This window comes from Pseudomonas syringae group sp. J309-1, assembly GCF_032582135.1.
GTDB classification, from domain to species: Bacteria; Pseudomonadota; Gammaproteobacteria; order Pseudomonadales; family Pseudomonadaceae; genus Aquipseudomonas; species Aquipseudomonas quasicaspiana.
This window is the reverse complement of the sequence record NZ_JAWHNU010000056.1, coordinates 1-16,503: the sequence shown is the minus strand read 5'-3', so window position 1 is coordinate 16,503 and position 16,503 is coordinate 1. Positions and strand designations below refer to the sequence as shown.

General features: G+C 56.2%; 17 protein-coding genes. 12 read left to right on the top strand and 5 right to left on the bottom strand.

Annotated elements, in window-relative coordinates:
- Nucleotides 1-60 precede the first annotated feature (60 nt).
- Nucleotides 61-651 carry a cysteine hydrolase family protein gene (locus tag RX972_RS23660; protein WP_316879120.1) on the bottom strand — a complete coding sequence of 197 codons (591 nt, stop codon included), beginning with the start codon at nucleotides 649-651 and terminating at the stop codon, nucleotides 61-63.
- 260 nt (nucleotides 652-911) lie between these two features.
- Here RX972_RS23660 and prmB point away from each other — a divergent pair, with 260 nt between their 5' ends.
- Entirely contained in the window at nucleotides 912-1,820 is a 909-nt protein-coding gene (prmB, locus tag RX972_RS23655; RefSeq protein WP_122706019.1) for a 50S ribosomal protein L3 N(5)-glutamine methyltransferase, read from the top strand.
- A 65-nt stretch (nucleotides 1,821-1,885) separates the two neighbouring features.
- Here prmB and RX972_RS23650 read toward each other — a convergent pair whose 3' ends face one another.
- Nucleotides 1,886-2,689, bottom strand: a complete 804-nt coding sequence (locus RX972_RS23650) for a hypothetical protein (RefSeq protein WP_027898894.1) — start codon at nucleotides 2,687-2,689, stop codon at nucleotides 1,886-1,888.
- 116 nt (nucleotides 2,690-2,805) lie between these two features.
- Nucleotides 2,806-3,765, bottom strand: a complete 960-nt coding sequence (locus tag RX972_RS23645; RefSeq protein ID WP_099267304.1) for an alpha/beta hydrolase — start codon at nucleotides 3,763-3,765, stop codon at nucleotides 2,806-2,808.
- Nucleotides 3,766-3,908: 143 nt separating this feature from the next.
- On the opposite strand from RX972_RS23645, the gene aroC reads away from it, so the two are divergent.
- From aroC to RX972_RS23615, 6 genes are all read left to right on the top strand, one after another.
- Nucleotides 3,909-5,000 (top strand): chorismate synthase, encoded by a 1,092-nt coding sequence (gene aroC / locus RX972_RS23640; protein ID WP_099267303.1) that lies wholly within the window; start codon nucleotides 3,909-3,911, stop codon nucleotides 4,998-5,000.
- 36 nt (nucleotides 5,001-5,036) lie between these two features.
- Nucleotides 5,037-6,200, top strand: coding sequence for an MFS transporter (locus RX972_RS23635; protein ID WP_316879114.1), 1,164 nt, complete (start codon nucleotides 5,037-5,039; stop codon nucleotides 6,198-6,200).
- Nucleotides 6,197-6,811 (top strand): methylthioribulose 1-phosphate dehydratase, encoded by a 615-nt coding sequence (locus tag RX972_RS23630; RefSeq protein ID WP_316879112.1) that lies wholly within the window; start codon nucleotides 6,197-6,199, stop codon nucleotides 6,809-6,811. The genes RX972_RS23635 and RX972_RS23630 overlap by 4 nt, the downstream gene beginning before the upstream one ends.
- A gap of 82 nt (nucleotides 6,812-6,893) precedes the next feature.
- Nucleotides 6,894-7,442 (top strand): 1,2-dihydroxy-3-keto-5-methylthiopentene dioxygenase, encoded by a 549-nt coding sequence (locus RX972_RS23625; RefSeq protein WP_027898889.1) that lies wholly within the window; start codon nucleotides 6,894-6,896, stop codon nucleotides 7,440-7,442.
- 10 nt (nucleotides 7,443-7,452) lie between these two features.
- Complete coding sequence (gene mtnC, locus RX972_RS23620) at nucleotides 7,453-8,136, top strand: acireductone synthase (RefSeq protein ID WP_316879109.1); 684 nt, start codon at nucleotides 7,453-7,455, stop codon at nucleotides 8,134-8,136.
- Nucleotides 8,137-8,406: 270 nt separating this feature from the next.
- Entirely contained in the window at nucleotides 8,407-9,129 is a 723-nt protein-coding gene (locus tag RX972_RS23615; protein WP_099267299.1) for a helix-turn-helix transcriptional regulator, read from the top strand.
- A gap of 392 nt (nucleotides 9,130-9,521) precedes the next feature.
- Here the strand turns inward: RX972_RS23615 and RX972_RS23610 are convergent, their stop codons facing one another.
- Nucleotides 9,522-9,800, bottom strand: a complete 279-nt coding sequence (locus tag RX972_RS23610; RefSeq protein ID WP_099267298.1) for a DUF3509 domain-containing protein — start codon at nucleotides 9,798-9,800, stop codon at nucleotides 9,522-9,524.
- A 463-nt stretch (nucleotides 9,801-10,263) separates the two neighbouring features.
- Between RX972_RS23610 and RX972_RS23605 the strand changes: the two genes are divergently transcribed.
- Complete coding sequence (locus tag RX972_RS23605) at nucleotides 10,264-10,797, top strand: ankyrin repeat domain-containing protein (protein ID WP_316879105.1); 534 nt, start codon at nucleotides 10,264-10,266, stop codon at nucleotides 10,795-10,797.
- Between the two features lie 85 nt (nucleotides 10,798-10,882).
- Nucleotides 10,883-11,404 (top strand): hypothetical protein, encoded by a 522-nt coding sequence (locus tag RX972_RS23600; RefSeq protein ID WP_122706037.1) that lies wholly within the window; start codon nucleotides 10,883-10,885, stop codon nucleotides 11,402-11,404.
- 4 nt (nucleotides 11,405-11,408) lie between these two features.
- On the opposite strand, the gene RX972_RS23595 is transcribed toward RX972_RS23600, so the two are convergent.
- Nucleotides 11,409-12,335 carry a ZIP family metal transporter gene (locus RX972_RS23595; protein WP_316879102.1) on the bottom strand — a complete coding sequence of 309 codons (927 nt, stop codon included), beginning with the start codon at nucleotides 12,333-12,335 and terminating at the stop codon, nucleotides 11,409-11,411.
- A gap of 149 nt (nucleotides 12,336-12,484) precedes the next feature.
- Here RX972_RS23595 and RX972_RS23590 point away from each other — a divergent pair, with 149 nt between their 5' ends.
- The 3 genes from RX972_RS23590 to RX972_RS23580 all read left to right on the top strand — a co-directional run bounded on the left by RX972_RS23590 (nucleotide 12,485) and on the right by RX972_RS23580 (nucleotide 16,389).
- Complete coding sequence (locus RX972_RS23590; RefSeq protein WP_099267294.1) at nucleotides 12,485-12,676, top strand: PLDc N-terminal domain-containing protein; 192 nt, start codon at nucleotides 12,485-12,487, stop codon at nucleotides 12,674-12,676.
- 410 nt (nucleotides 12,677-13,086) lie between these two features.
- On the top strand, nucleotides 13,087-13,947 hold the full coding sequence (speE, locus tag RX972_RS23585; RefSeq protein WP_095099563.1) for a polyamine aminopropyltransferase: 861 nt from the start codon (nucleotides 13,087-13,089) through the stop codon (nucleotides 13,945-13,947).
- A 354-nt stretch (nucleotides 13,948-14,301) separates the two neighbouring features.
- Nucleotides 14,302-16,389 carry an LTA synthase family protein gene (locus tag RX972_RS23580; protein WP_316879097.1) on the top strand — a complete coding sequence of 696 codons (2,088 nt, stop codon included), beginning with the start codon at nucleotides 14,302-14,304 and terminating at the stop codon, nucleotides 16,387-16,389.
- Nucleotides 16,390-16,503: the final 114 nt, after the last annotated feature.

Below are 16,503 nucleotides of genomic sequence, written 5' to 3'. Positions count from 1 at the left end.
CGGCGCGGAGCTGTGATGCTCATGGCCGGGCAGGGGGAGTCTGGGCTGGTTTCTAGCGGTTCAGATCAAGTCTTTGGTGAGTGCCAGGGTCGCGAAGTTATCGTTCATGATCGCCATTTCAGTGCGATGAACAATGTGGGCGCTGACGACTCCGTCGGGGCTTGGCAGGTCTCGCGTCGCACAGGCGTCGTCTACCAGCGTGCAACGATAGCCATAATCCTTCGCCGCCCGTACGGTCGTGCTGATACTCGAATGGCTCATGAAACCGCAAACAATAAGGTCCAGATGACCAAGGCTTTGCAACAAGTCGTCAAGGCCGGTGCCGTTGAAAGCGTTGGGCAGACGTTTTTCAACGATGCGTTCGTCTTCCAGTGGCTTCAACTCAGGCATGAACTCACCGCGCTCACCTTGCGGGTCGAACAAGCCACCGACAGTGCCGAGGTGGCGGATGTGCACAACCGGGCATTTGCCGGCACGGGCCGCCGCAACCAGTTTGCAGATGTTGGCGGCTGCTTCGTTAACCCCGGTCAGGGCCAGCGGGCCGCTGAGGTATTCTTTCTGGGCATCAATAATGATCAGCGTGGCATTACTCAAAGTGGCCGCTGCATAGCCACGGCCGCTGAGTTGAAACATGGTCTTTGGATCGGACATCTGGGGCTCCTTTGTGTGGGGCTTTTGCGTCATTCTCCTCCGCCTGAACGGTTCTGGGAATGGCGACGGTGAGAAGCTCCGGTTTCTCTGGCCTGTAGCGGCGTTGATCGATCTGGGCGGTGAGCATTATGCCTTGATTGAAATGCCACGTATCCAAAACCATCGTCGAACGTGAGCCGGGTCGCTAATGGCACTCGGGCATCGTGTGTTGCGGTCATGGCTGCTAGAATCCCAAGACGTATTCCAAGGAGCTTCCCCCCGTGATCACATCCCGCTTGCGCACCGTGCGCGACCATATCCGTTGGGCGGTCAGTCGCTTTCATCAGGAAGATCTGTTTTTCGGTCATGGAACTGACAATGCCTGGGACGAGGCACGCCAGCTAGTGTTGGGCGCATTGCACCTGCCTTGGGAGATTGCCGACAGCTATCTGGATTGCCGTCTGGAGCTTGATGAGATTTCGGAGCTGCAACGTTTGATCTCTCGCCGCATTGATGGGCGCGTACCAACTCCGTACCTGCTGGGCGAAGCATGGTTCTGCGGTATGTCGTTCATTGTTGATGAGCGTGTGCTGATCCCGCGCTCACCCATCGCCGAGCTGATCGAAAACCACTTTGCCCCTTGGCTGGCTGACGAACCGGCGCGCATTCTCGACCTGTGCACCGGCTCCGGCTGTATCGGTATTGCCTGTGCCGACGAGTTCCCGGACGCCGAAGTGGTGCTGGCTGATTTGTCTTTTGAGGCACTGGAAGTTGCCAACCAGAACATCGAGCGTCACGGCGTTGATAACAGGGTTTACACCGTTCAGGGCGACGGCTTTGACGGCCTTCCGGGTCAGCGTTTTGACCTGATCGTCTCCAACCCGCCTTATGTCGATTCCGAAGATTTCGCGGACATGCCGGACGAATACCAGCACGAGCCGGAACTGGCCCTGGCCTGTGGCAGTGACGGTCTTAACCTGGTGCGCCGGATGTTGAGCCAGGCAGCAAATCATTTGACCGAAAAAGGTCTGTTGATCGTTGAAGTGGGTAACAGTCAGGTTCACGTCCAGGCGTTGTACCCGGAAGTTGAGTTCGCCTGGCTGGACTTCCTGCGCGGTGGCCACGGCGTGTTCATGCTCAGCGCTGCCCAGTGCCGGGAGCATCAGGCGCTGTTTGAATCGCGTATCTGACTGATCAGGCTGAAGGCGCTCGCGATGAGCGCCTTCAGTTTTGAGAGCTATATCAGTTTTGAAGACTAGCGGTGGGTCGCAATCCAGATCAGTAATCCGGCCTGGAATACTGCAAAGGTCACCAGACAGGCAATAGTGAAGCGCAGGCCACTGTCTTCACGCTTGTATTTGCCGACGCGATCCTCATGCTGACGGATCGCCACTTCTTGCTCGATCATCTTCTTCTCGGCGTTCTCCAGCATCTGTGAAGCTTCGAGAATCTCGATGATCTGAATCTTGTCGTTGTTCCAGGTGCTGTGCAGGTTGCCGACCTGAACTTCCTTGAAGCTGCCTTTCATGTGCTGCGCGTCGGCGTAGGCGACTTCGAAGCCCTGAGTTTTCAGGAAATGATCGCGGCGCAGGCGGGTGTCTTCGTTGAGCCCGTCCTTGCTCGGCAAGGCAAAGCTCTCGACTTTATAGGTCGACCATTTTTTCTGCGCCCAGTGAATGCCCTGAGCGATCAGGAAACGGCCGATGCCACGGTTCCATGGCTCGATTTGCAGGCCCGAGTCCGGTCCGAAGCGCACGACGTGTTTTTCGTGATCGACCCAGACATCCAGATGGTTCTGTTCGCGGCGCACCCGTTGCCCCGGCAACTGGATGCTCAGGCGCAGCAGACTCACCTCTTTGCTATGCCGCTCGGCACGGCCAAACTGGACAAAACGCAACGGCCGGCCACCCGTGGCCCGGTCGGTCTGCAACGGCGCCAGGCGCAGCATCACAAAATGCTCTGGCTTGACTTCGTCCCACAGCTGCGCAGGCGCCGGCGCTTCCGCTTCGGCGACTGGAGTATTTTCAGTGATTTCGGGTAACGCGTTCGTTTCAGTCATGTTCACGGCGATCCTGTCCTTGACCCTGTGCAGCAAACACAGAGCCAGCAATCAGCTATCGGCCGTTTTCCCCGGTACTGAAGGGGCGCCAGGATTCCTGACGCCAATTTTCCAGGTCACGCTGCTGGAAGGGCTTCGATAAAGCGCAGAATCCGTTTGGAAAGCTCGCTGGACAGCGGCAGTTGCGGGTTTTTGTAGGACTCGAGTTGCTGCTTGATGTCGTTCGGTACGATGCGCAACACGTGGTTCATGCCCTCGATCAGGGCCAGTTCGGCATCGGGTTTGGCTTGCTTCAACAGCTCTGCATCGCCGACACCGACCTGGATATCGTTTCGACCCTGGATGATAAGCGCTGGAACTTTCAATTTGCCGAACGCGGCAGCCGGGGCCTGGCGGAACAACGAAATCAGATACGGCTGAACACTCGGGCGGAATACTACTTCCAGCTCGTCCGGAACATCGTTGTCGGTCTTGCCCGCCTTGATTTCATCGATCAATTGATTGCTGCGCAGCAGCAGAGGCGGAGGCAGGCGCTCTTGCAGTTGCTCACGCAATACTTCATCCACCGGACGACCTGTACCGGCTACCGAGATCACCGCAGCGGCACCGGCTTTTTCAGCCGCCAGTGATGCAACCAGTGCGCCCTCGCTGTGACCCAGCAGGATCAACTGACCCAGACGCGGGTCAGTCTTGAGTTTCTGGCCCCAGGCTTCTGCGTCGGCTACATAAGCCTCGATGCTCAGATTGCGCTCATCAGGAGTAGCGGCCTTGCTCGCGGCGACGCCGCGTTTGTCATAACGCACGCTGGCGATGTTGTGTCTGGCGAGGGTGCGCGCCAGAAGTTTCATGCTGTCGTTGCGACCGCCGTCGGGGTTATTGCCATCGCGATCAGTCGGGCCAGAGCCAGCAATAATCAACACCACCGGTACGGGAGAGGTGGATTTGGGCAGTAATAAGGTGCCGGACAGCTCACCCGTCGCGGTTTGCAGAACGATGGGGCGCTGCAGGACGGATGGGGTGGCAGCGTGAGCAAGTCCGGTGAGCAAGGGAAGGATCAAAGCGATAACGCGTAACATCGTTGGGCCACTATCTGATGGGATGCCGATTGGACGCGGCCAGACGGATAAGGTTCGAGGATGAACTACACGAGCAGCCTGCGTATACTGGCGGGCTTGTTTATATCGACCTGGTTTTTTCGCTGATTTATCGGAGCGTCCGCATGTCCGGCAACACCTTCGGCAAGCTGTTCACTGTCACCACCGCCGGCGAAAGCCATGGTCCGGCGCTGGTTGCTATCGTTGACGGCTGCCCGCCGGGCCTTGAGCTGTCGCTGCAAGACCTGCAAGTCGATCTGGATCGGCGCAAGCCCGGCACCAGCCGCCACACGACCCAGCGTCAGGAAGCCGACGAGGTGGAAATCCTCTCGGGTGTTTTCGAAGGCAAAACCACCGGCACCTCCATCGGTTTGCTGATTCGCAATACTGATCAGAAGTCCAAGGATTACTCGGCCATCCAGGCTCAGTTCCGCCCGGCCCACGCCGATTACACCTATCACCACAAATACGGCGTTCGCGATTATCGCGGCGGCGGCCGCAGCTCGGCGCGGGAAACGGCCATGCGCGTCGCGGCCGGTGCTATCGCCAAGAAGTATCTGGCGAAGATGGGCATCGTGGTACGCGGCTACATGAGTCAGCTTGGCCCGATCGAAATTCCCTTCAAAACCTGGGATTGCGTGGAAGAGAACGCATTCTTCTGCCCCGATCCTGACAAGGTTCCGGAGCTGGAAGCCTACATGGACCAGTTGCGTCGTGATCAGGATTCGGTCGGTGCAAAAATCACCGTCGTTGCCGATGGCGTTATGCCGGGGCTGGGCGAGCCGGTGTTCGACCGTCTGGATGCCGATCTGGCTCACGCGTTGATGAGCATCAACGCCGTCAAGGGTGTGGAAATCGGCGCCGGTTTTGCCAGTGTCGCCCAACGCGGCACCGAGCACCGCGACGAGCTGTCGCCCGCGGGTTTCCTGTCGAACAATTCCGGCGGGATTCTTGGCGGTATTTCCTCAGGTCAGCCAATTGTGGCGCACCTGGCACTCAAACCGACCTCCAGCATCACTACGCCAGGACACTCCATTGATGTTCACGGCAATCCGGTGGACGTGATCACCAAGGGCCGCCATGACCCGTGCGTCGGGATCCGTGCCACGCCTATTGCCGAAGCCATGATGGCCATCGTGTTGCTGGATCATTTGTTACGTCATCGCGGTCAGAATGCCGATGTTCGGGTGACTACGCCTGTGCTGGGTCAACTGTAATGCCCGAAGGCGTTGCCGCTGCCAGGGTCTGTTGACGTGACGCACCCCCCGGCTGGACAGCTGCCTTATTGGCGGCTGTCCGGCTTTTACGTTTTCTACTTTGCCTTGCTAGGCTCTACCGCGCCGTTCCTGCCGTTGTATTTCAGCCATCTCGGATTCTCCAGCGCGCGCATTGGTGAACTGGTTGCGATCCCGATGCTGATGCGTTGTCTTGCGCCGAATGTGTGGGGGTGGCTCGGGGACTACACCGGGCGCCGACTGGTCATCGTGCGGCTTGGCGCTATTTGTGGTTTGCTCGCGCTTTCCCTGATTCTGGTCAGGCAAAGCTATGCCTGGCTGGCGATGGTCATGGCTCTGCACGCCTTCTTCTGGCACGCAATCCTGCCGCAATTCGAAGTCATTACCCTGGCACATCTGCGTGGCCAGACGTCTCGTTACAGCCAGATCCGGTTATGGGGCTCCATCGGTTTCATCCTGACGGTGGTGGGCGTGGGACGGCTATTCGAGAGCGTGAGCCTCGACTATTTTCCCAGTGTGCTGGTCGCGATCATTGCCGCGATTGTCATCAGCAGTTGGTGGATTCCCAATGCTCAGCCGGTGTTGTCGACGACGCATCCGGACAGCGGTGGCTTTTTCCGACAATTGACTCGACCCGGCGTACTGGCCTTCTACGCTTGCGTCGGGCTCATGCAGATGAGTCACGGGCCGTATAACACTTTCCTGACCCTTCATCTGGAGCAGTTGGGTTACGGTCGCGGTTTGATCGGCATGCTGTGGGCGCTAGGTGTCGTCGCCGAAGTACTGATGTTCATGGCCATGAGCCGGGTATTACAGCGTTTCTCGGTACGTCAGGTGCTCCTGACCAGTTTTCTGCTGGCGGCGTTGCGCTGGCTGTTGCTGGGTAATCTTGCGGATCACTTGGTGGTGTTGCTGTTTGCCCAGTTAATGCACGCCGCAACATTCGGCAGTTTTCACGCCACTGCCATCCATTTCGTGCAACGTAGCTTCGGTGCGCAACAACAAGGTCAGGGGCAGGCGCTTTATGCCGCGTTGGCGGGCACGGGGGGCGCATTGGGTGCGCTTTACTCCGGTTACACCTGGAACTTCCTGGGGGCCGGCTGGACATTTACTATCGCCAGTGCTGCGGCGCTGGCCGCTGCCGTGATGGCAGCTACACGAATGAAAGAGGAGCGGGCATGAGCCGCGAACAACTGAGTCAGGCAATTATCGACGCCGGTCGTTTTCTGTACGGTCGTGGCTGGTCACCTGCGACCAGCAGTAATTACTCGGCGCGGCTTTCCGCCACTGAAGTGCTGCTGACCGTCTCGGGTAAACACAAGGGCCAGTTGGGCATCGACGACGTGCTGGCCACAGATCTTGACGGTAACAGCCTGGAGCCCGGCAAGAAGCCGTCTGCGGAAACCTTGCTGCACACGCAACTGTACAACTGCAAGCCGCAGGTCGGTGCGGTGCTGCACACCCATTCAGTCAATGCGACAGTATTGTCGCGTCTGACCGAGGCCGATCACTTGGTGTTTGAAGATTACGAGCTGCAAAAGGCTTTCAGTGGCGTCGTGACCCATGAGTCCCGGGTCGTGGTTCCTATTTTCGACAATGATCAGGACATTGCGCGTCTGGCGGCGAAGGTGCAGCCCTGGCTTGATGCGCATCCTGATTGCGCGGGCTACCTGATTCGCGGCCATGGTTTATATACCTGGGGTGCGAAGATGAGCGATGCACTGCGGCAGATCGAGGCGTTCGAGTTCCTTTTTGAATGTGAACTCAAAACCCTCTCCATACTGAACCGATAACGTTTTTAGCCTTCTGCCTGAACGAACTGTAAAAGTCGCAGGGCATATTCAACCGGGTTTAACTGAACCGAGGAGCGCCGCCATGAGCAGCCTGTATGTTTATCACCAGTCCAGCCCTGAGCAGCCAGATAAAGTCCTGACCCATGTCGAGGATATCGCGTCGACCCTGGCCGAGCACGGCGTGGGTTTTGACCGCTGGCAGGCTGCGACGCCTATTACCCCGGGTGCCAGCCAGGAAGAGGTGATCAATGCGTACCGGGTGCAAATCGACAAACTCATGACCGAGCGCGGTTACGTCACTGTCGATGTGATCAGCCTCAATAGTGATCACCCGCAAAAAGCCGAATTGCGTGCAAAGTTTCTCGATGAGCATCGCCATTCCGAAGACGAGGTACGTTTCTTCGTCGCCGGGCGTGGTTTGTTCACGTTGCATATCGGCGAGTATGTGTATGCCGTGCTGTGCGAAAAGAACGACCTTATTTCGGTTCCGGCGGGAACGCCGCACTGGTTCGACATGGGGGAAAACCCGCACTTCGTCGCGATCCGCCTGTTCAATAACACTGAGGGCTGGGTTGCGAACTTCACTGGCGAGAAGATTGCCAGCCTATTTCCGCAGCTTGACGATTTATAGGATTCAGTTCATGACAATCAAAGCGGTCCTGACTGACATCGAAGGCACTACCAGCGCCGTCAGTTTTGTCTTCGATGTGTTGTTTCCCTACGCGGCAAAACATTTGCCGGATTTTGTCCGCGAGCACGCCTCTCGCCCTGATGTCGCCGCACAGCTTGAAAAAGTGCGCGAAGACAGCGCGCAGCCGGATGCTGACGTCGAGCAGGTAATCGAGGTTCTCCTGAGCTGGATAGCCGAGGATCGCAAGGCCACACCGCTCAAGGCGCTGCAAGGCATGGTCTGGGAGCAGGGTTACGACGCCGGTCAGCTCAAGGGCCATGTCTACCCCGATGCAGTGCAAGCGCTGCAGCGCTGGTATCAACAAGGTTATGGGCTTTACGTTTATTCCTCTGGCTCGATTCAGGCACAGAAACTGATCTTCGGTTGCTCGGACGCGGGCGACCTTTCGGGCTTGTTCAGCGGTTATTACGACACCACCTCGGGCCCCAAGCGCGAGGAGCAATCGTACTGCAACATCGCCAAGGCGATTGGCTTGCCGGCTGAAGAGATTGTTTTCCTGTCGGATATCGTCGAAGAGCTGGATGCCGCCAAGGCCGCTGGCATGGCTACGTGTGGCCTGGTGCGTGACGGTGGCGAGTTGAAGGGGCACGTCAATGTTGCCAGCTTCACCGACATCGACCTGGGCGCATTTTAGCCGCTGAGTTCCGGCTGCTATTGCAGGAATGAATCGCGGCTGCCGGTCAGACGATTCAACTTGTTCAGCCAATACCAAGCCATTACGTGTAAGCCTCGTCTTGTTGAAAAGTAGGATGAGGCTTTTACTTGGGTGCGTAATACCTGTTTGTTTCTGGAGTTGTTCTACAAAGCTTTTAATCGTGTAGTTTTCTGATCGATCCATCCCTGGCGCAGCCAACTAACAATCCTTCAAACCCTGCGCCGTGCCTGGACAAAGGAGCGAACTGCGATGGGAAGTGCTGAATCAATCAACTCGACCGAAAACCCTCTCATACAACAGATGGTCAGGAGCATTCATGAGCTGGACAGTAATCAGGCTATCGAGAATGCGCTGGACTGGTTACGCCAGGAGTGTCAGTGCGAAGGGGCGATATTTTGCCAGTTCAGGGGCTCAATGCTGCTGACGTTGGTGACCTCCAACATTGATCGCTCCTGGAGTCAGCATTATCGACGTCAATTGCTGTTGATGGACGATCCGGTGGTCAATCACTACCGGGAGCAATTGGGGTTTATCGACTGGAAAGCGGCATTCAAGCGCTATCCACCCACTGACAGTTATATACAGAGCGTAGAAAAACATGCGCTGACACCGGCTTGTTCCTACGGCTATACCAGTCCGGCGCGCAGTTTTCAGGGGGTGACTTCGATCTGTTCACTCAACGGATTGAGTCGAGCGCTCAAGGCTCCTGATATGTATTTGTTATCCAGTCTGGTTCCGGTCCTGCATTTGGTAGGGCGAGGGACGAAACTGCGCTCTCGAGGGCTGAGCGAGAAGGAAGTCGAGATTCTCGAATGGGCGCGTGACGGCAAAACCGCTTGGGAAATCGCCACGATCCGGCAAGTATCCGAGGCGACGGTCAAATATCACTTCAGAAGCATCTACAGCAAGCTCGGGGTCTCCAACAGAGCTCAGGCGGTGGGGGAGGCTTTGTGTCAGGGCATCATCAAGTGAGCAACAATCAGACGTTCCCTGCAGGAGCGCGCCTTATGCCCATGACACACCGCTGTCGCGAAGCAAGCATAGATCTGTAGGAGCTGCCGAAGGCTGCGATCGCGGTGTATCAGGAGAAATGCCTCGCAGCCTTCGGCAGCTCCTACAGAAAATGCATTCCAAGGCAGGTAATTGCATTTTGTTTGACGAGAGCCAACTTGTCGGCGAGCCATTGGCTTTGCACAGTCAAAGGTTCCGCCTCCCCAAAAGTCGTCTCCTGCAGGGGCTGGGTTTCGGCTGATCTTTCACCAAAGCAAAAAAAAGCCGTGAATGCCAATTGGCAATCACGGCTAAACAAAGGGAGCGAAGCGTTTGAATCAATGCAGCATGAAACGGACAGTCAACATTCAAAATCAACGGGTGTGGTAAGTCGGCAGATCAAAGCGGTGCTGACTTTGCAGCATGGAGATCGCGGGCAGGTCGCTTGCCTGGCCAGCCAGGTCACGACGAATCGCGCTGATCACCCACTCAAGCTGCACTGGGGTGTGCAACTGAGCGTAGGAAATAGAACGACGGATTTGTTTGCCTTCGCCGTTACGCAACGACAGCAGCACACCGCCATCCGGGCGGGCCTGAGTGGTTACGTCGAATTCGGAGAATACGGAAGCGAATTTCTCTTGGATAAAAGTCATGTCTAGCGGCTCCATTGCTCATGGGATAACAAGCTTGGTAGTACTAGTGCAGTGACTGTGCCAGTGTTTGTGTTATAAAAAAATCCTTTAAAAACAATGATTTATAAATAATTTGTTTTTACGGATTCGTGCAATATGCATGAATGGCTGCCGGGCATCCTGCATTTTGCGGTTTTTTTAAGGTTTTTTTTTGCAGCGAGGGAACTTTGCTGCGGGGAGCAGAAAGGATTCAGCGGGCAGGTCGTGTCTTGTTTCGTGAATACTACGACCGCGTGATGGGGTTTTTATTCGGCCAGCCAATAAAAAAGATGGGGTGGACGCCTCACTAGTCGATGACGGGTAGTAGATTGCCATCTACCTTGATTCTGGACGAACGCCTCTGGAGACTTGCGGTCATTAAATGCAAGAAGGGAGTTGCCGTGCGGTTGCTCTGCCCATGCCTCATTTTCTGCGGGAGTCACCGATGTCAGACCAGAACACCAGCCATCAACCTGTGCAAATGAACGACGAAGAGGCTCTGGAGTTTGCCGAGCAGGTATTTGACGTCGCCCGTCGCGGCGATGCAGTAATGCTGGACAGATTGCTGGAGAAAGGCCTTACGCCGAATTTGCGCAATCACAAAGGCGACACGCTGTTGATGCTCGCCAGCTATCACGGCCACAAGGATGCCGTGCAGGTATTGCTCAACTATCAGGCTGATCCGGAGATTCGTAATGACAACGGTCAAAGCCCGATTGCCGGGGCTGCATTCAAAGGTGATCTCGAAGTGGTCAAATTGCTGGTCGATGGCGGCGCTGAAGTCGAAGGTGCTTCGGCTGACGGTCGCACTGCACTGATGATGGCGGCCATGTTCAACCGAACCGCTATTGTCGACTACCTGATCAGCAAGGGCGCCAACCCTAATGCCAGGGACGCCAAGGGCGTCACGCCGCTGGCCGCCGCTCAAACCATGGGGGCCGCAGATACCGCTGAGCAACTGGCCCGGCTCGCTGGCTGATCGATTACCGGCTTAAGTGATAGAGGCGCGAAGGAATTGCCGGTATCCTTCGCGCCTTTATTTTTGCTCGTGATCAGGATCTCCCGTGAAGAATCAACTCATCGAATTAATCGGCAAAATCAGTTCGGGTTGCATGGGCGAGCAGGATATCGAGCGTGTTGCCGATGAGGCCGCACAGGCCTATGCGGATCCTTCGGCGTTTCTGGCCGCCAATTCCGATATCAATTACGACGACACGTTTCCGATCCCGTTGGGTGAGTGGGTGGTGGTGGGCAGTCTGCCTGACACCGTACTGTTTCAGGCCGATACCTACATGGACCTGTTCGCGCAGATCGTCGAATCGTTTGGTAAAGAGGTGGTGTTCAATATCAAGCCCAAGCAACTGGCCAAGGTTGAGGCGCTGGTTGCGCTCAATCGCATCCAGATTCAGCTGGGCAGCATGAATAAGGAAAACGGTGGCTATGTGTTGATGAATTTCAGCCAGCCGCTGGATGATGAACTGCAGACGGTACTCATCTACGGTAATGATCAGGCTCGTGTGCTTGAGTTGTGTGCTGCATTGAACATCCACGCAGCGCCGGCACTGGAAGCGCTGCGCAGCCTTTAACGGCTTAGCCCAGCGCCGTGTCGAGGAACATCATCACCGCAAAGCCGCCCATCAGCCCCAGGGTCGCTGAAGTCTGATGGCCATTGCGGTGGGTTTCCGGAATCACTTCGTGCGACACCACGAAGATCATCGCGCCCGCAGCCAGCCCCAGGCTGACCGGATAAGCGATGGCAAAGCCGCTGGAAATCCCCAGGCCAATCAGCGAGCCGATTGGCTCCATCAAACCTGAGCCAACCGCGACCAGCATGGCTTTCATTGAAGACAGGCCCGTTACCCGCAACGCCAAAGCGATAGCCAGACCTTCGGGGATGTCCTGAATCGCAATGGCAGTGGCCAGTGGTATCCCGACCTCCATGTCACCATTGGCAAAACCGACGCCAATTGCCATGCCTTCGGGCAGGTTGTGCAGAGTGATTGCCAGCACGAACAGCCAGACCCGGTTGATGCGCTCGGAATGAGGGCCCTGGCGGCCGACACTTTCGTGTTCATGGGGGGTGAATTTATCCAGGCCAAGCATCAATAGCACGCCCAGCCCAAGGCCGAGCACTACGGTGCCTGCAGCGAGAGGCCCGCTGTCGGTTATTTCACGGGCCGCCGCCAGGCCGGGCAAAATCAGCGAAAACGAACTGGCGGCAAGCATCATTCCGGCTGCGAAACCCAGCATCACATCCTGAGTCCGCTGAGCAACTTCCCTCAGTGCCACGGCAACGATTGCCCCTAAAGCCGTCGCCGCGAAACCTGCGGTACCACCGAGTAGCGCGTAATGCAGGTTGTCTTGATTGGTGCCGTAAATAGCGTTGTAACCGCTGGCAATGAAAAGCCCGAGGACGACCAGTACCACCAGCAGAAACCCCAGGCTGAGAAGGGGCGTGGACTGAACCTGGGCTAACCATGAGGCCCAGAGCGATCTTGGTTGTGCGGGTGTTTGCATGACTGGCCGACCTGTCTGAAAAATCTGAAGGTCACTGTTTAAATAATGACCTGATCCGATTCGGAACCTGCAAATATGCTGTTGGTTCAACGGAACCCTGCAGGAAAGCCACTATCCTAAGCGGCAAGTATTCAATCTGGAGCAACATCATGGGTTCGACGTTTAATAGTTTGGTAGGGCTGATTATTCTGGCTCTCGATATCTGGGCCGTCATCCACGTACTGAAAAGTGGAGCAGAAACCGGGATCAAGGTTCTCTGGATATTGCTGATCGTCCTGATGCCTGTGCTGGGGCTGGTCATCTGGGCCCTCGCTGGCCCGCGGGGTAATGTGCGGATTTGACTCGGTTCCATGTGCGGAGCTTGTCCGCGAAGCATGAGGCACGCATATCCCCTGTGGGAGCGAGGCTTGCCCGCGATATATGAGACACAGCCATAAGCCATACCGCGTTATCGTTTATCGCGAGCAAGCTCGGCTCCTAAATGAAAATCTCGTGCATTCAATGATTTATATGCAGTGTGAGGAGTTGCCGAAGGCTGCGATAGCGGTGTATCAGGTTAAACGCTTCGCAGCCTTCCGCAGCTCCTACAAAATGCGCATCTTCAGACTCGGGGATTTTTTTAACAGAAACCCAGGGTTTTCAGCGATTGCGTCATCCGAGGTTCGACCTGTCATCTTTCGCGACGTAGAATGCGCGCCTTTCTTATGGGCGGCTGGCCGTCCTGTCTTCAGCATTCATCAGGGACCTACCCATGAGCGATTATCAAGAAACGTTGTACGAGGGTTACGGCCAGCGCTTTCGCATTGAAAAAATGCTTCACGAAGTGCGCACCGAGCATCAGCATTTGGTGATTTTCCAGAACCCGCGCATGGGCCGGGTCATGGCTCTGGATGGCGTGATTCAAACCACCGAAGCTGACGAATTCATCTACCACGAGATGCTGACCCACGTGCCGATCCTGGCTCATGGCGCAGCCCGTCGTGTACTGATCATCGGCGGCGGTGATGGCGGCATGCTGCGTGAAGTGGCCAAGCACGACACCGTTGAACACATCACCATGGTTGAAATCGACGGCACCGTGGTTGAGATGTGCAAGGAGTTCCTGCCGGAACACTCCAAGGGTGCCTTCGATGACTCGCGCCTTAATCTGGTGATCGACGACGGCATGCGTTTTGTCGCGACCACTGAAGAGAAATTCGACGTAATCATTTCCGACTCCACCGACCCGATTGGTCCGGGCGAGGTGTTGTTTTCGGAAAACTTCTATCAGGCCTGCCATCGCTGCCTGAACGAAGGCGGTATTCTGGTGACGCAGAACGGTACTCCGTTCATGCAGCTCAGCGGCGTGCAAACCACGGCAGGGCGCATGCGTGGCCTGTTCGCGGACTGGCATTTCTATCAGGCAGCGATTCCGACTTACATCGGTGGTGCCATGACATTTGCGTGGGGCGCGACCGATCCGGCTTATCGCAAGTTGCCACTGGAAACCTTGCGTCAGCGTTTCGCAGGCAGCGGCATTGTTACGCGCTATTACAATCCTGAAGTGCACATCGGCGCGTTCGCGTTGCCGCAGTATGTGTTGCAGGCTGTGAACAAACCCAGCAACGACTGACCTCTGCGAAAGTTACGCAGGCTTCTGCTGCCGGGGAGCGATGCCTGCGTAACATGCTAAGGGCGCCCATTACCGTCGATTCGCCACTACAAAATTTTCACGCCTCTTCATAGAAGATTGCGCGCGCTTTTCAGCCGTTAGCGATGGGTACTGGTGTGGCCGGGTTTTATCATCCGCCTTCCTCTCACTTCTCACCCGACTTCCTACAGCTGAAAGTAAAACATCTGCCGTGTATCGCTGCTAAATCCTGGGCGATCACGTAAGATTTGCGCCCGTCGTTCGCCAATGCCCTGTCATTGCCGGGCGCGACTGCTTTTCGAACCTTACTTTGAATCCAACGGATCCTAGAACAACATGGCTAAACCGGACGCTATGATTCATAAGCACGCGTCGTCGCGCTCGCTGCAACCCACCGTCAAATCGCACCTTGCCTATACGCTGCTCAGCGCGTTGGTGCTGATGGTCATGTACACGCTGCTGCGGGTCGCTTTGCTGGTTTATAACCGCGAGATGATCGGTGATACACCGGCCTCGGCATTTGTCGAAGCCCTGTTCAACGGCATGCGTTTCGACTTGCGTCTGACGGTTTACCTGCTTGTCCCGCTGCTGCTCTCTTTATTCAGCGCGCGGGCAATGGCTGCACGAGGCTTCTTTCGTTTCTGGCTAACTTTGGTTGCCAGCATCACGCTGTTTCTCGGCCTGATGGAGATGGACTTCTACCGCGAGTTCCACCAGCGCTTGAATGGTCTGGTGTTCCAGTACGTTAAGGAAGATCCAAAGACCGTTCTGAGCATGTTGTGGTACGGCTTTCCGGTGGTGCGCTATCTGTTGGCCTGGGCTGCAGTAACATGGTTGCTGAGCCTGGTATTCAAAGGTGTTGATCGTGCAACCCGCCCACGTGGTGAGTTCAGTGTCAGCGATGCCAGCAATCGCGTCGTTGCGCCCTGGTATGCGCGTATTGGCGTATTCGTGGTTTGCCTGCTCATCGCTGTTGTTGCCGTGCGCGGCACGCTGCGCCAGGGGCCGCCGCTGCGCTGGGGTGACGCTTACACCACGGAATCCAATTTCGCCAACACACTGGGCCTCAATGGCACCCTGACGTTGATCTCCGCGGCCAAGGCCAGCATGTCATCGCATCGCGACAACGCCTGGAAAGCCACGCTGCCTGAAGCAGAGGCGGAGCAGATCGTGCGTGGCATGCTGTTGACCAGTCACGACAAGCTGGTAGATGGCGATATTGCTTCTGTCCGCCGCGACTTCACGCCGCCGGTGGAAAATACGCTGCCAATCAAGAACGTCGTTGTCATCCTGATGGAAAGTTTCGCGGGGCACGCCGTGGGCGCATTGGGTGATGAGTCGAGCATCACGCCGTACTTCGACAAGTTGTCCAAAGAAGGCCTGTTGTTCGATCACTTCTTCTCCAATGGTACGCACACCCACCAGGGGATGTTCGCGACCATGGCTTGCTTCCCCAATCTGCCGGCTTTCGAGTACCTGATGCGCATGCCTGAGGGCGCACACAAGCTGTCTGGCTTGCCGCAGTTGCTGAGTGCCCGTGGTTTTGACGACGTCTATGTTTACAACGGTAACTTCGCCTGGGACAACCAGTCAGGTTTCTTCAGTAATCAGGGCATGACCAATTTTGTGGGTCGTGAAGACTTCGTCAATCCAGTGTTCTCCGATCCGACCTGGGGTGTTTCTGATCAGGACATGTTTGATCGCGGCGCGCAGGAGTTGAAAGCTCGTGCGGAGAAGGGCAAGCCTTTCTATGCGCTGCTTCAAAGCCTTTCCAACCACACACCTTATGCATTGCCGACCAACCTGCCGGTCGAGAAAGTTACCGGTCAAGGCTCGCTGGACGAACACCTTACTGCAATGCGTTATTCAGATTGGGCGCTTGGCCAGTTCTTCGAGAAGGTCAAGAAAGAGCCGTTCTATAAGGAAACCCTGTTTGTTGTAGTGGGTGACCATGGTTTCGGTAATCATCAGCAGATTACTGAAATGGATCTGGGACGCTTCAATGTGCCGATGTTGATTATCGCTCCGGGTGTTCAAGAGAAGTTTGGTCAGCGCAGCAGTATTGTAGGAACCCAGATCGACATCGTGCCGACGATCATGGGTCGTCTTGGCGGTGAAACCCGTCATCAGTGCTGGGGGCGCGACCTGCTCAATCTGCCGGCTGGCGACACGGGCTTTGGCGTGATCAAGCCATCGGGTGGTGAACAGACCGTTGCTTTGGTCACTCAAGACCGGATTCTGATTGAACCCAAGGACATGGAGCCCAAGGTTCTGTCCTACACCTTGGGACATACCCCGCATGCTGAAGTGATTCCGAATGCGCCTGGTGCCAAGGAAATGCGCGAGAAGCTTGACAGCTTCCTGCAAACGGCGACCAAGAGCTTGCTGGACAACACCGCAGGGGTCGAAGCGAGCAAGAATTGACCTGCTGGTGACGTAATCCAAAAAGCCCCTCATGCAGGTAATGCTGTTCACTTAAGCGGAGCAGCCTTACGGTCCACTGGGTACCGGGTTTTAGAAATCTTCACCGTCCTTGGC